Here is a 15,225-nt window from a genome sequence, read left to right on the forward strand (position 1 = left end):
GCCCATCATGGCCCAGAACGAGGGAAAGCTGATCGAGGCCCTGCGGGCCTCGCTCAAGGAGACCGAACGCCTGCGGGACCAGAATCGCAAGGTGGTGTCCGCCTCCCGCGAACCGATCGCGATCGTGGGCATGGCCTGCCGGTTCCCCGGCGGCGTACGCACCCCCGACGAGCTGTGGGAGTTCGTCAGGGCCGGCCGGGACGGCATCACCCGCTTCCCGGGGGACCGGGGCTGGGACCTTGAGCGGCTGCACGACCCCAAGGGTGAGCGCGCCGGTACGACGTACAGCCTGGACGGCGGCTTCCTGCTCGACGCGGCGGACTTCGACGCCAAGTTCTTCGGCATCGGCCCGCGCGAGGCACCGGTCCTCGACCCGCAGCAGCGGCTGATGCTGGAAGCCTCCTGGGAGGCCATGGAGCACGCGGGAATCGTCCCGGCCAGCCTGCGGGGGACCACGACCGGTGTCTTCTCCGGCGTCATGTACCACGACTACCCGAACAGCTTCGGAAGTGGCAATATCGTCTCGGGGCGGGTCGCCTACACCTTCGGCCTGGAGGGCCCCGCCGTCTCGGTGGACACCGCGTGCTCGTCCTCCCTGGTGGCCCTGCACCTGGCGGTCCAGTCACTGCGGCGCGGCGAGTGCGAGCTGGCCCTCGCGGGCGGTGTGACCGTCATGGCCACCCCGGGCACCTTCGTGGAATTCAGCCGCCAGCGTGGCCTGGCCCCCGACGGCCGCTGCAAGTCCTTCGCGGACGGCGCGGACGGCACGGGCTTCGCCGAGGGCGCCGGTGTGCTGCTCGTGGAGCGGCTCTCGGACGCGCGCAGGAACGGTCATCAGGTGCTGGCGGTGGTACGTGGTTCCGCCGTCAATCAGGACGGTGCGAGCAACGGCCTGACGGCCCCCAACGGACCTTCCCAGCAGCGTGTCATCCGAGCTGCGTTGGCGAACGCCGGACTGAAGGCCGCCGACGTGGACGTGGTCGAGGCGCACGGCACCGGCACCACCCTGGGCGACCCCATCGAGGCGGACGCGCTGCTCGCGACCTACGGGCAGGAGCGCCCGCAGGGACGCCCGTTGCGGCTGGGCTCGGTGAAGTCCAACCTCGGACACACCCAGGCCGCCGCCGGAGTCGCCGGTGTCATCAAGATGGTGCAGGCGCTGCGCCACGGCGTCATGCCCAGGACCCTGCACGTCGACGCCCCGTCCTCGCACGTCGACTGGACGGCGGGCGACATCGAGCTGCTCACCGAAGAGGTGGAGTGGCAGAAGCGCGAGGGCGAGACGCGTCGTGCGGGTGTCTCGTCCTTCGGTATCAGCGGTACCAATGCGCATGTGATTGTGGAGGAGCCTCCGGGGCAGGTTTCGGGGGAGGTGGCCGGGGTCGTCGGCGGGGATGTTTCTGTGTCGGGTTGGCCTGTGGGTGTTCCGGTGCCGTGGGTGGTGTCGGGCCGTTCGGCGGATGCGTTGCGTGCGCAGGCGGCGCGGTTGCGCGAGTTTGTTGCTGGCCGTGCGGACTTCTTCCCGGTGGATACCGGTTTTTCGCTGGCGACTTCGCGTGCGCTCTTCGATCACCGTGCGGTGGTTTTGGGTACGGACCGTGGGGAGTTGTTGGCCGGGCTGGCGGAGGTGGCAGCGGGTGCGGGTGCTCGGGGTGCCTCGCGGGCGGAGGGGGGCAGGACGGCGTTCCTGTTTACCGGTCAGGGTAGTCAGCGGGTGGGTATGGGCCGGGAACTCGCGGCTCGGTTCCCGGTGTACGCGAGGGTGCTGGAGGAGGTCTGCGCGCTGTTCGACGCCGGGCTGGCGCGTTCGTTGCGGGAGGTGATCCTCGGTGAGGAAGAGCTGCTGACCCAGACCGCTTATACGCAGGCTGCGTTGTTTGCGGTCGAGGTGGCGTTGTTCCGTTTGGTGGAGTCTTTCGGGGTGCGCCCTGACTTTGTCGGTGGTCATTCGGTGGGGGAGATTGCGGCTGCGCATGTGGCGGGGGTGTTGTCTCTGGAGGATGCCTGTCGTCTGGTTGCCGCGCGGGGTCGTTTGATGCAGGCGCTGCCTGCCGGTGGTGTGATGGTGGCGGTGCGGGCTGCCGAGGCGGATGTACTGCCGCTGCTGACTGCCGGTGTGGGTCTTGCGGCGGTGAACGGGCCGCGGTCCGTGGTGGTCTCGGGCGCGGAAGGTGCGGTGTCGGAGGTGGTGGCGCGGCTGGAGGCGCGGGGTGTTGTGGCCAGGCGGCTGGCGGTCTCGCACGCGTTTCACTCGCCGTTGATGGACCCGATGCTGGAGGAGTTCCGGCAGGTGGTGCGGCAGATCGAGTTCGGTGAGCCGCGTATTGCGGTGGTCTCCAACGTCACCGGCACCATCGCCGGTGCGCGGGACCTCGCCGACCCCGAGTACTGGGTGCGTCATGTCCGTGAGCCGGTGCGGTTCGCCGACGGGATCCGGGCGCTCGAAGCCGCGGGCGTCTCGACCTTCATCGAGCTGGGTCCCGACGGCGTCCTGTCCGCGATGGCCCAGCCGTCCCTGGAGAAGCCCGAAGCCGCCCTGCTCGTCCCCGTCCTGCGCAAGGGGCGGGACGAGGCGCAGACCCTGCTGACCGCGCTCGCCCAGGCCTTCCGGGCGGGGACGGCGGTCGACTGGCAGGCACTGTACGCCGGTCTGGGCGCCCGCCGGGTTGATCTGCCCACGTACGCCTTCCAGCGCGACCGCCACTGGCTCGACGCGACTTCCGTTTCCGGTGACGCCTCTTCGCTCGGACAGGTGGCGACCGCGCATCCCTTCCTCGGCGCGGCGGTCGAACTCCCCGACTCCGGCGGCCACGTGCTGACCGGCCGCATCGGGTTGGACACGCATCCGTGGCTGGCCGACCACGTCTTCGCGGGCACGGCTCTGCTCCCCGGTGCCGCCTTCGTCGAGCTGGCGCTGCGCGCCGGCCGGCACGTCGGTTGCGAGCGCCTCGACACCCTGCTCCCGGCCGCCCCGTTGGTCCTGCCCGAGCGCGGTGGCGTACTGCTCCAAGTGGTCGTCAGCGAGCCCGGTGACGACGGTGCCCGCGAGGTGCGGGTGTACGCCCGACCCGCTGACGCCGAGGCCGGTACAGCGTGGACGTGCCATGCGACCGGCGCGCTGAACGCGGGGCGCGGCAGTGGCTCGTTCGACTTCGCGTCCTGGCCTCCGCAGGGTGCCGAGCCGGTGGATGTGGACGAGGTGTACGAGAACCTGGCCGAGGGCGGCCAGGAGTACGGGCCGGTGTTCCGGGGCCTTCAAGCCGCTTGGAGGCTCGGAGACGAGGTGTTCGCCGAAGTCTCCCTCCCCGACGGAGCGGACTCGGGCGGCGAGGAGTTCGGCGTACACCCCGCGGCACTCGACGCGGTACTGCACGCGGTGAGCCTGTCCGGGGGCGCCGGACAGGGCGGGCTGCCCTTCGCCTGGACCGACGTCGACGTCTACGCGACCGGCGCGACCCGGCTGCGCGTACGGGTGAGCCCGGTGGCGGGCCGGGAGGCCGTGGCGCTGGACATCGCCGACGCCGAGGGCCGGCCCGTCGCCGCGGTGGGCTCCCTCGTCGTACGTCCCCTGTCGGCGGCGCAGCTCAGGGCAGCGCGGGGTGCGGCGGCGGACTCGCTGTTCCAGGTCAACTGGGTGGCTCCGCCCCCGGCCGACGTCACCACGGCCCCCCGATGGGCCGTGCTGGGGGCCGGAGGTCCCGGGCTCGCCCCGCTGCTCGGCCCGGAAACCGCCGTGCACTTGGATGTCGCGGCGCTGGTCACGTGCTTGGACGCGGGCGGCACGCTGCCCGATGTGGTGGTGTTCCCCGTGGCCTTCGAGCCCGTGGCCACGAAGCCCGTTGTCAGCGGGGTCGGCACCAACGCGCCCGTCGACGGCGGGTCCTCGGACGTCGCCGCCGCGGCCGCAGCCGCCACCGCGCGCACCATGGACGTACTCCAGCGCTGGGTCGCCGAGGAGAGGCTGGCCGGAACCCGGCTGGTCGTGCTGACCGAGGGGGCGGTCGCCGTGTCCGGCGCGGACACCGTGCCCGGCCTGGCACTCAGCCCCGTGTGGGGTCTGATGAGGTCCGCGGCCGACGAGTACCCCGGCCGTCTGTCGGCAGTCGACGTGGACGGCACCGAGGCCTCGTATCGCGCGCTGACCACCGTCGTGGCCCTGGCCGAGCCCGAGGTGGCACTGCGCGAAGGCGCCCCGCTCGTACCGCGGCTCGGCCGCGTCCCGACGCCGGCCGCTCGGGTGGTCGGCGCCCAGGGCCCCGGTGCCGGGCCCTTCGGCGACGCGGTCTCCGACCCGGACGGCACGGCCTTCGACCCGGACGGCACGGTCCTGATCACCGGAGGCACCGGCGGCCTCGGCGCCGTGGTGGCCCGCCACCTGGTGTCCGAGCACGGAGTCCGGCATCTCCTGCTGTTCGGCAGCCCTGGCGGGACAGCCCCCGGCATCGGCGAACTGCGCGACGAACTCGCCGAGTCGGGTGCCAAGAGCGTCACCGTCGAGGCCTGCGACCTCGCCGACCGCGCCGCCCTGGCCGCCGTCCTCGCCGGTGTTCCCGCCGAGCGTCCGCTGACGGCCGTGGTGCACACCGCGGGGGTCCTGGACGACGCCACCCTCCCGGCCCTGACGGCGGAGGGCCTCGACCGGGTGCTGCGGCCGAAGGTCGACGCTGCCCTCCATCTGCACGAACTGACGCAGGACCTCGACCTCAAGTCCTTTGTCCTGTTCTCCTCGTTCGCCGGCACCACGGGCGTTGCGGGACAGGCCCACTACACTGCGGCGAACGCCTTCACCGACATGCTGGCGCACTGGCGCAGGGCCAAGGGGCTGCCCGCGCTGTCCCTCGGCTGGGGCGGATGGGCGGCGGGCGGCGGCGGGACCGGGGGCGCCGCGGAGTCGATGGAGGAGGCCGAACTCCAGCGGCCGGTACGGTCCGGCATCGTCGGGCTGTCGGCGGCGGAGGGCCTGGACCTGTTCGACGCCGCCCTGCGGTCCGAGCACGCGTCCCTGCTGCCCGTACGCCTCGACACCGCGCCCGTCCGGGCGCGCCCGTCGACGGTCGAAGTTCCGCCGCTGCTGCGCGCGTTGGTCCGTACGCCCGCCCGCAGTGCCCAGCGCCCGGGCGGCAGTACGGCAACCGGGCTGCCCGCGTCCTTCGCCGGGCTGCCGGTCGCGGAACAGGTGCGGGAACTGCTCGCCCTGATACTCGGCCGGGTCGCGGTGGTACTCGGCCACGCCTCCGCCGACGACGTCGAACCGGAACGCGACTTCCTCGAATCCGGGGTGGACTCGCTGTCGGCGATGGAGATCCGCAACCTGGTGAACCAGGCGACCGGCGGAAGCCTGACCACCAGCGCCATCTTCGACCACCGCACCCCCGCGGCGCTCGCCGGGCACCTTCAGCAACAACTCGCGGAAGCCGCCGGGGCCACCGTGCCCGGAAGAACCGCCCATCCTTCCGAGGACAGGCCGGGCGAGACCCCGGAGTCCATCCGCGGCCTGTTCCGGCAGGCGATTCTCAACGGCAATCTGCCCGGCGGAATCCGGCTGATCAAGGCGGCCGGACAGATCCGCCCCTGGTTCCACTCGGTGGCCGAGCTCAAGGAGACCGAGGAGCAGGTGGCGGCGGACGGGCAGAGCGGTGCGGTGTTCCCCGAACCGGTCACGCTGGCCCGTGGACCACAGGGGCCGGCCCTCATCTGCATGCCGTCCCCGATGGCGATGGGCGGCGCTCAGCAGTACGCGCGTTTCGCGGTCAACTTCCGTGACGTACGCGAGGTGATCGCGCTGCCCGTGCTCGGGTTCCGGCCTTCGGACCGGCTGCCGGCCACGGTGCCCGCCGCCGTCGAGGCGTTCGCCGAACACGTCCTTCGAGCCGCCGGGGGCAAGCCGTTCGTGATTGTCGGCTATTCGTCGGGCGGTCAGTTCGCGCACGCCGTCGCCGAATACCTGGAAGGCGAGGGGACTCCGGCGTCCGGTGTCGTACTGCTCGACTCCTATCTGCCCGACACGGGTGACGACGACAATGACTCGGCGAGCTTCTGGGGCCAGATGATGGCCGGGATGTTCGACCGCGAGGACGACTTCGGCGGGTTCGACGCCACCCGGCTCGGAGCCATGGGCCGGTACGTCGAACTGATCGGCGACGTGCGGCCCCACGAGATGCGTACGCCCGTCCTGTTCGTCGGACCCACCGAGAACTTCGTCGCCGACGACCTGTCCGGCGGAGACGGATGGCGGGCCGTTTGGCCGACCGCGCACACCCGCGCCGAGGTCCCGGGCACCCACTTCACGATCGTCGAGAACCACGCGGTCGAGACGGCCCGTGCCGTCGAGGAATGGCTCCGGAACACGACCGGCTGACCACCTGCCCCGCGACCTGCCGGGCGACCGGACCGCGAGGGTCGCACCGCCGGGCCGTCAGGGGTCCGTAGGGGGCGGATAGGGGTCTGCCCGCGTAGTCGGGTCCTATACCTTGCAGACAAACACACGCCGGGCCGTAACTGTTTCGTGGCCGATTCACGGCCACGGGACGTCCGCTCGATCATCGCGGAGAATCGTTTTCCGGCATGGACTCGGCAGTGCTGTCCGGAAGTGATTGATGGACCCCGGACAATTCTGATAGGGAGATTCATGTCCAGAGCGCCGAGCGCCAAGGGAACCGTTTCTTTCAAGGAATACAAAACCTGGTACCGAGTGACGGGCGATCTCCACGGGGGACGCCCGCCCATAGTGGTGCTGCACGGCGGTCCCGGCAGTACGCACGACTACATGCTCGCGTTGTGTGAACTGGCAGCCCAGGGCTGGCCGGTGATCCACTACGACCAGATCGGCAACGGCGGCTCCACCCATCTGCCCGACCGTGGACCGGACTTCTGGACGGTTCAGCTCTTCCAGGACGAGCTGAACAACCTCCTGCGCAAGCTGGGGGTCGACGAGGACTACGTACTGTTCGGGCACTCCTGGGGCGGCCTGCTCGGGGCGGCGCACGCTGCGGAGAGGCCCGCCGGTCTGCGCGGCCTGGTGATCGCCAACTCCCCTGCCTCGTACGGACTCTGGCTCAAGGCGATGGACGTACTGCGCGCCGAACTGCCGGCGGACGTCCAGGGGACGCTGCTGCGGCACGAAGCGGCCGGCAGCACGGACAGCGAGGAATACCTCACCGCCATGCGGGTCTTCTACGACAAGCACGTGTGCCGGGTCGTGCCCTGGCCCCGTGACTTCATCGCGTCCTTCATGGAGATCTACGACGACCCGACCGTCTATTACACGATGAACGGCCCGAACGAGTTCCATGTGATCGGGACGCTCAAGGACTGGTCGGTCATCGACGAACTCGACCGGATCGACGTTCCCACGCTGCTGCTCACCGGCCGCCACGACGAGGCGACTCCGGAGACCGTGCAGCCCTACTTCGACCGGATTCCCGAAGTGCGGTGGGAAATCCTGGAGAACTCCAGCCACCTGCCGCACCTGGAAGAACCCGAGCGCTTCAACGAAGTGCTGCTCGGATACCTCGACACACTCCTGGAAGGAGAGCGCGGATGACCTCCGGGCTCCGGGCCGAAACCGCGATCATCTTCCCCGGAATGGGCGCCTCCCCCTTTTCCGAGGTGGGGAAGTTCATGCTGATCAACCCGGCCGCGCGGCGGCTCACGGCGCGGGCGGACGAGGTGCTCGGTTACTCGCTGATCGACCGTTTCCGCGACGAGGCGGACGACTACTCGGAGGCCGCGCAGGTCGCGTTCCTGGTGAACTGCCTGGCCTCCGCCGACTGGGCCGAGCGGACCCTGGGCCTGGTGCCCGAGGTCTGCACCGGGCCGAGCTTCGGCGAGAAGGTGCTGGCCGCGTACTCCGGTGCGCTGTCCTTCGAGGACGCGGTCCGCATGACGGCCGGCGTCGCCCGCTGCATGGCGGACTACTTCACCACCGACCACCAGGACGTGGTGACGCACTCCTTCCTGCGCACCCCGCAGGACAGACTGCAGCAGATCTTCGACGAGTTCGAGGAGCGCGGTGAGTTCCACGAGGTCTCGTGCTACATCGATCACGACTTCCACATGGTGTCGATGCGCGAGCACAGCCTCGAATGGCTCCGCCCTCGGCTGCGCGAACTCGGCGGGATGTCGCTCTACACGATGCGCCCGCCCGTGCACTGCTCGGCCTTCGGCTCGCTGCGGGCCAGGGCGGAGGCGGAGGTCTTCTCCTCGCTGACCTTCCACGACCCGCGGCTCCCGGTCGTGGCCGACCAGGACGGCACCGTCCTGACCACCGCCGACGAGATCCGCACCATGCTGTTGGACAGCTTCGTCACGCCGATGCGGTGGCCCGAGGTCGTGGCCTCGCTGCGCGCCCTGGGTGTGACGAAGGCATGCGTATCGGGCCCGGACGCCCTGTTCGGCCGGGTACCCCTGACCCGCAACAGCTTCGAGGTCGTACCCGCCGGCCCGGCCGTCGCGATGCGGCCACGCAGCCGCTCGAAGGCCGCGGCCTGAGGGCCTGCCGACAGCGCGGCACCACCACCAACCTGCACCACCCATCCCAGAGTGAGGAAACACCACCGTGTGGGACGACAAGTTCGAAGACATAGTCCGCGGCTACCTGCCCTTCTTCGGCGACGACGAGCTGTTCACCAGCGACACCGAACTGCGTGACCTCGGCCTGGACTCGCTGGGCACCGTCGAGCTGCTCGCCCAGCTGGAGAACGCCTACGACGTCCGCTTCCAGGACGACGCCCTGAGCCTGGAGACCTTCCGGACGCCCGGCGTCCTGTGGAAGGCGCTCTCCGGCCTGCTCCAGCCGGCCGCCTGACCGTGGGGGCACCAGCTGAGCACGCGCTGTACGCGCGCTTCCTGCGCGGACTGGCCAAGTCGCCGGACCGCGACGCGGTGCGCGTCGGCGCGGAGTCCCTCACGTACGCGCACGCCCACGAACTGGCGCTACGCTGGGCGGGCGCCCTCACTGCCGACGCGGCCCGCCCGCCCAAGGCCGTCGGTGTACTGGCGTCCAAGGGAGTCACGGCGTACGTGGGCATCCTCGCGGCGCTGTACGCCGGCGCCGCCGTGGTGCCGCTGCGCCCCGACTTCCCGCAGGCCCGCACCCGGGGCATGCTCGACGCGGCGCCGCTCTCCGCGGTGATCGCCGACGCCGGTGGCGGCGCGCAACTGCCCGCGCTGCTCGGCCCGGACAGCACCGTCCCGGTGCTGCTCGCCGACTCCGACGCCGCACTCGGCGGCGGGCTGCGCCGGATCGTGCCCGACGAACGGCACGCACTTGCGGAGCCCCGGCCGGTCGGACCGGGCGACATCGCGTACATGCTGTTCACCTCGGGCTCGACCGGCCGGCCCAAGGGCGTCCCGCTCACGCACGGAAACACCAGCCACTACTTCGGTCTCCTCGACGAACGGTACGACTTCACGGCCGACGACGTCTTCTCGCAGGCCTTCGACCTGAACTTCGACTGCTCACTGTTCGATCTGTTCTGCGCCTGGGGCGCCGGCGCGACCGCACTCGTCATCCCGGCTCAGGGGTACCGCGACCTGCCGGGCTTCCTGACCGAGCACCGGGTGAGCGTGTGGTTCTCGACACCCGGCGCCATCTCGCTGGCCCGCCGCACGGGCGGGCTCGCAGCCGGCTCGCTGCCGTCCCTGCGCTGGAGCTTCTTCGCGGGCGAAGCACTCAAGTGCCAGGACGCGGACGCGTGGCAGCGGGCGGCGTCCGGATCCGTGCTGGAGAACCTTTACGGGCCCACCGAGTTCACCGTCACCATCGCCGCACACCGCTGGGACCCGGTTCGCTCGCCGGAGCTGGGCGCCAACGGGATCGTGCCGATCGGCGCCGTACACGCGGGACACGAGCACCTGCTCCTCGACGCGGACGACAACGAGGCCGCGACCGAGGGCGAACTGTGCCTCTCAGGACCGCAGATGGCACCCGGCTACCTCGACCCGGACGACGACCGGGGCCGGTTCATGGAGCGCGACTCGCGACTCTGGTACCGCACCGGCGACCGGGTCCGGCGCGTCGGGGCCGGTGAACTCGCCTACCTGGGAAGGCTCGACGCCCAGGTCCAGCTCCAGGGCTGGCGCGTCGAACTCGCCGAGATCGACCACGCCCTGGGTGCGGTCGAAGGGGTCGGTGAGGCGGTGACCGTGGACGCGGCCACCGACGACGGAACCCAACTCGTTGTCTTCTACACCGGTCAGCAACCCGTACGTCCCGTCGAGTTCGCCAGGAAGCTGAGCGAGGTACTCCCGCGCGGGCTGCTGCCCAGGCGCTATGAACTCATCGATGAATTCCCTGTGAACGCCAACCGGAAAATCGACCGCAAAGAACTGCGGAATCGTGCCGGTGACCTGCTGCGCGCCGGGAATGGGCGGAACGGCAATAGGGGGGATTAGGGGTGGGGCAGGGTCTCCTGTCGCGGGTAACTTCGTAGCGGATTGATGGCAGCAATACATCGATCTCACCCATGCGGAGCCGGCGACAGGAGAACGGCCTTGGACACCACTTCTTTTGCGGATCGAATACCCGGCGAGTCACTTTCCCGCCGGAAAAAGCTCGTGCACGAACTGCTGACGGAAGCAGTTGCCGATTCCGCACAGTCCCGGGCGGTCAGTGACGCCGCAGGAACATGGACGTACGCGGAACTCGACGCCCACGCACACGCCTTCGCCGACTGGCTGGCGGAGCAGGGGCTGGTCCCCGGCGACCGGCTCGTGGTCCAGCTGCCCACCACCCGTGAGCTCGTCGCGATGTTCTACGGCGCCAGCCGCAGCGGGGTCGTCTTCGTTCCGCTCAACTCGGGCATGAAGACCTTCCACCTGGCCCCGGTCCTGGAGAACTCCGAGCCTGCCCTGGTCATCGTCACCGCCGACGCCGAGGAGACCGTGCGCGGCCTCACCCCGGCCCTCGTGCGGGAGTACGGCGCCGCCTGGACCGAGGTCGAGAAGCACGCCGAGATCGACGCCCGCCCGCCGGCCGCCGAGATCCCCGCCGACCACCCCGCGGTCCTCGTCTACACCTCCGGCAGCACCGCCGCCCCGAAGGCCGTGATCTGCCCGCACGCCCAGATCACCTTCATCTCCGAGGCGCTCGAGGGCGTCATCGGATACCGCTCCGACGACGTGGTCTTCTGCCGCTTCCCGATCTCCTGGGACTACGGTCTGTACAAGGTGCTGCTGTCCACCATCGGCCGCTCCGAGATCGTGCTGGCCGACGGCGCGTCCGACCTGGTGCTGCTGCGCCGCATCCGCGAGAGCGGCGCCACCATCGTGCCGATCGTGCCCTCGCTGGCCGCCATGATCATCCGGCTCGCGGAGCGCGAGGAGAACCCGGCACCCACCGTGCGGCTGTTCAGCAACACCGGTGCGGCCCTGCCACAGGCCACCATCGACGCGCTGCGCACCAAGTTCCCCGGCTCCCAAGTGGTCCGCCAGTACGGGCAGACCGAATCCAAGCGCATCACGGTCATGCCGCCCGAGCTGGAGAAGGAACGCCCCGACTCCGTGGGCCGCGCCGTCCCCGGCACCCAGGTGCTGATCCTGGACGCAGACGGAGCCCCGCTGCCGGCGGGCGAGACCGGCGAGATCGTCGCCGTGGGCCCGCACGTGATGCCCGGCTACTGGCGCAACCCCGAACTGAGCGCCAAGACCTTCCGCCCGGGCCCGGACAACGGCGCCCTGCGCCTGCACACCGGCGACTACGGCTGGCTCGACGAGGACGGCTACCTCTACTTCGACGGCCGCCGCGACGACATGTTCAAGCGCAAGGGCGTCCGGATGAGCACCACCGAGATCGAGTCCGCCGCCGCCGACATCCACGGCGTCCGCGCGGCCGTGGTGCTGCCGCCCACCGACACCCGCGACCTCGTGCTGTTCGTCGAGGCCGACCGGGCCAAGCACGAGATCCTGCGCGAGCTCAGCGCCCGGCTGGAGGCCCAGAAGGTGCCCTCCGTCTGCCACGTCCTCGACGCGATCCCGCTCACGCCGAACGGCAAGAACGACAAGAAGAAGCTGGCCCGGCTTCTCGAGGAGACCTCCAAATGACCCGTTACGCCGACCTCGTGGAGCGCCATGGCACTCCGGCCTACGTCTATGACCTGAACCGGGTCGAGGCCGCGAGGGACGACCTGTTCGCCGCGCTGCCCGAGGAGTTCGAGCTCTTCAGCGCAGTCAAGGCCAACCCGCACCCGGAGGTCATCCGGGCGCTGCGGCAGGGCGGCGACCGTGCCTGCCGCGCCGAGATCAGCTCGACGGGTGAGCTGGACGCCGCCCTGAGCGCCGGCTTCGACCCCGGCGAGTGCCTCTACACCGGACCGGGCAAGACCGACGGCGAACTCGACGAAGCCATCGCCAAGGGCGTGCGGATGTTCTCCGTGGAGTCCCTCACCGACCTCCGGCACATCGGTGCCGTGGCCCTCCGTCTCGGCGTCGTGGCCCAGGCCCTGCTGCGCATCAACAGCGCGTCGGCCAGCGCCACCACCAGCATCCGGATGACCGGCGCCCCCTCCCAGTTCGGCATCGACAGCGAGACCCTCGTCGAGCAGATCCCGCTGCTCAGGGCCGTCGAGGGCACGGAGATCGTGGGTGCCCACTTCTTCCCGCTGAGCAACGCCCGCGACGAGGACGCCCTCATCGGCGAGTTCCAGCACACCATCGCCGAGGCGGCCAGGACCTTCCGCGACATCGGGCTCGACGAGCCCCGCTTCCTGGACATCGGCGGCGGCTTCTCCGTGCCGTACGCGGTTCCCGGCGAGCGTCCCGTCTACGGCAGACTCCGCGAGGCGCTGTCGCAGACTCTCGACGAGCACTTCCCGCGCTGGCGCGAGGGCTTTCCCAAGGTGGCCTGCGAGTCCGGCCGCTACCTCGTCGGCGACAGCGGCACGCTGCTGGCCGGTGTGGTCAACATCAAGGAGAGCCGGGGCCGCAAGTTCGTCATCCTCGACGCGGGCATCAACACCTTCGGCGGGATGTCCGGCCTCGGCCGGCTGCTGCCGGTGGCGGTCAGCCCCGACACCGCGGGCGCGTCCCCGGAGTCGGTGGAGAGTTGGGAGAAGTCGAGCCTCGTCGGCCCGCTCTGCACCCCCGGCGACGTACTCGGCCGGTCGGTGGCGCTGCCGCCGCTGGAGGCCGGCGACGTCATCGAGATCCCCAACGCCGGCGCCTACGGCCCCACTTCCAGCCTGCTGATGTTCCTCGGCAGGCCCGCCCCCGTCGAAATCGTCGTGCGGGGCGACGAGGTCGTGTCCGTATCCCGCATCGAGCACCACAGGAGGTACGCATGAGCCAGATGGCGACCCTTTCCGGCGGCACGACCGACACCTCCGCCGACCCTGGCATGCCCGGCCGTCCGCGGCAGACCGTCGTGGTCAGCGGGCTCTCCTCCGACGCGCACACCTGGAACCTGGTCTTCCTCCAGCTGCTCATCGAGGAACTCGGTTACGACGTCGTCAACCTGGGACCGACCGTCCCCGACGAGCTGCTGGAGTCCGAGATCCGCGAGCACGACCCGGCGCTGGTGGTGATCAGCAGCGTCAACGGACACGGATACCAGGACGGTCTGCGCGCCATCAAGAAGCTGCGCGAGGCCGATGCGCTGATCCGCACCCCGATGGTGATCGGCGGCAAGCTCGGCATCTCCGGCGGCGAGGACGCCGCGCACATCGAGGAACTCCTCGCGGCCGGTTTCGACGCGGTCTTCGAGGACGGCAGGACCGAGCTCGGCTCCTTCGAGAGGTTCATCGGCGCACTCCCGCAGAGAGTCCTTTCGTGACCGAGGAGCACCCCAGGGACCGGTCCGATGCCGAACACCCCCGGGACCGTTCGGAGCACGAACACCCCCCGTACGGGCACGCCCCGGCCCGCATCGGGGCCAGGGACGCGCCGGCCACCACCGGGCAGGGCGCCCACCCGGACTTCGGCCGCTTCGTGCGCGCCGCGCACCGGGCGGGGCGCCTGGTGGTCCAGCCGCGGATGGGGTTCAGCGACCCGGCACAGATGCGCCGGGGTCTCGCGGCCACCAAGGGGGCCGACGCCACCACGGTCGGCACCCTCACCATCGACGCCTACACCCGGGTCGGCGACACCGTGGCCGTCGACGAGGCGCTGCGGCAGGGCACCGGCATCAACGGCTTCCCGATCGTCAACTACAGCGCGCACACGACCCGGGACATGCTCGACGGCATCCACGGCCCCGACTTCCCGGTACAGGTGCGGCACGGCTCGGCGAAGCCCTTCGACATCTTCGCCGCCACGGTCCGGGCCGGCCTCAGTGCCTCCGAGGGCGGCCCGGTCTCCTACTGCCTGCCGTACGGGCGCACCCCGCTCGACCAGTCGGTGCGCGAATGGGACCGCTCCACCCTCTTCCTCGCGCAACTGCGCGGCATGGGCGTGGACCCGCATCTGGAGACCTTCGGCGGATGCATGCTCGGCCAGCTCTGCCCGCCGAGCCTGCTGGTGGCGATCAGCGCCCTGGAGGCACTGTTCTTCTACCGGCACGGCATCCGCAGCATCTCCGTCAGCTACGCCCAGCAGACCCACTTCGGCCAGGACGTCGAGGCCGTCGCCGCGCTGCGGGCACTCTGCGCCGAGCTGCTGCCCGCCGCGACCTGGCACGTCGTGATCTACACCTACATGGGCGTGTACCCCACCACCGACGGCGGCTCCTACCGGCTGCTGGGGCAGGCCGCCCAACTGGCCGCCGCCACCGGGTCGGAGCGGATCATCGTGAAGACCGTCGCGGAATCCCGTCGCATCCCCACGATCGAGGAGAACATCGCGGCCCTCGAACACGCCACCAGGGCCGCCACGGCGTTCCCCGGTGGCGCACGGCCGGGGAATTCCACGGATTCCCAGGTGTACGCAGAGGCGCACGCACTCGTCGCCGCCGTGCTCGATCTCCACGACGACGTGGGGCAGGCGCTCATCCTCGCCTTCAAGCGCGGTTATCTCGACGTTCCTTACTGCGTGCATCCCGACAACATGGGGCGCACCCGCAGCTATATCGACGACACCGGCAGGCTGCGCTGGGCGACGACCGGAGAACTGCCGATCGGGCACCTCGTGGAAAGCTCCGGCAACCGGCGGGTCACCTCGGGAGAACTCCTGGGTGCGCTTTCCTACGTATCGCACAAATTCGACACCGAAGCCATGGAGCATCCGCTCCCGGCCAAGGGTTCGGCTTCCCTCCGGTAGCACCCCCTTAGGGGGGCTTAGGGGTGTGGCCGCGGA

The 15,225-nt window shown here is 70.5% G+C and carries 9 protein-coding genes; all 9 read left to right on the forward strand.

Annotation, left to right across the window (positions count from 1 at the left end; all coding sequences use genetic code 11):
- The first annotated feature begins 4 nt into the window (after nt 1-4).
- The 9 genes from ACZ4YL_RS12155 (at nt 5) to ACZ4YL_RS12195 (ending at nt 15,189) form a co-directional block, all read left to right on the forward strand.
- Nucleotides 5-6,358, forward strand: coding sequence for a type I polyketide synthase (locus ACZ4YL_RS12155; protein WP_468116263.1), 6,354 nt, complete (start codon nt 5-7; stop codon nt 6,356-6,358).
- A gap of 270 nt (nt 6,359-6,628) precedes the next feature.
- Nucleotides 6,629-7,543 carry a proline iminopeptidase-family hydrolase gene (locus ACZ4YL_RS12160; protein WP_468115894.1) on the forward strand — a complete coding sequence of 305 codons (915 nt, stop codon included), beginning with the start codon at nt 6,629-6,631 and terminating at the stop codon, nt 7,541-7,543.
- On the forward strand, nt 7,540-8,490 hold the full coding sequence (locus ACZ4YL_RS12165; RefSeq protein ID WP_468115896.1) for an ACP S-malonyltransferase: 951 nt from the start codon (nt 7,540-7,542) through the stop codon (nt 8,488-8,490). Before ACZ4YL_RS12160 ends, ACZ4YL_RS12165 begins: the two co-directional genes overlap by 4 nt.
- A gap of 67 nt (nt 8,491-8,557) precedes the next feature.
- Nucleotides 8,558-8,806 carry an acyl carrier protein gene (locus ACZ4YL_RS12170; protein ID WP_468115898.1) on the forward strand — a complete coding sequence of 83 codons (249 nt, stop codon included), beginning with the start codon at nt 8,558-8,560 and terminating at the stop codon, nt 8,804-8,806.
- 2 nt (nt 8,807-8,808) lie between these two features.
- Entirely contained in the window at nt 8,809-10,395 is a 1,587-nt protein-coding gene (locus ACZ4YL_RS12175; protein WP_468115900.1) for an AMP-binding protein, read from the forward strand.
- Between the two features lie 162 nt (nt 10,396-10,557).
- Entirely contained in the window at nt 10,558-12,042 is a 1,485-nt protein-coding gene (locus tag ACZ4YL_RS12180) for an AMP-binding protein (RefSeq protein WP_468115902.1), read from the forward strand.
- Nucleotides 12,039-13,280, forward strand: a complete 1,242-nt coding sequence (locus tag ACZ4YL_RS12185) for a type III PLP-dependent enzyme domain-containing protein (protein WP_468115904.1) — start codon at nt 12,039-12,041, stop codon at nt 13,278-13,280. Before ACZ4YL_RS12180 ends, ACZ4YL_RS12185 begins: the two co-directional genes overlap by 4 nt.
- A 5-nt stretch (nt 13,281-13,285) precedes the next feature.
- Nucleotides 13,286-13,768 carry a cobalamin B12-binding domain-containing protein gene (locus ACZ4YL_RS12190; RefSeq protein WP_468116265.1) on the forward strand — a complete coding sequence of 161 codons (483 nt, stop codon included), beginning with the start codon at nt 13,286-13,288 and terminating at the stop codon, nt 13,766-13,768.
- A gap of 92 nt (nt 13,769-13,860) precedes the next feature.
- Nucleotides 13,861-15,189, forward strand: coding sequence for a methylaspartate mutase (locus ACZ4YL_RS12195; RefSeq protein ID WP_468116267.1), 1,329 nt, complete (start codon nt 13,861-13,863; stop codon nt 15,187-15,189).
- Nucleotides 15,190-15,225 lie beyond the last annotated feature (36 nt).

The sequence above is a fragment of the Streptomyces sp. NPDC030021 genome, from assembly GCF_055574035.1.

Bases quoted from the DNA above. Each gene is read 5' to 3' on its own strand.
- ACZ4YL_RS12160 (WP_468115894.1), top strand. From the start codon at position 6,629: ATGTCCAGAGCGCCGAGCGCCAAGGGAACCGTTTCTTTCAAGGAATAC.
- ACZ4YL_RS12165 (WP_468115896.1), top strand. From the start codon at position 7,540: ATGACCTCCGGGCTCCGGGCCGAAACCGCGATCATCTTCCCCGGAATG.
- ACZ4YL_RS12185 (WP_468115904.1), top strand. From the start codon at position 12,039: ATGACCCGTTACGCCGACCTCGTGGAGCGCCATGGCACTCCGGCCTAC.
- ACZ4YL_RS12190 (WP_468116265.1), top strand. From the start codon at position 13,286: ATGGCGACCCTTTCCGGCGGCACGACCGACACCTCCGCCGACCCTGGC.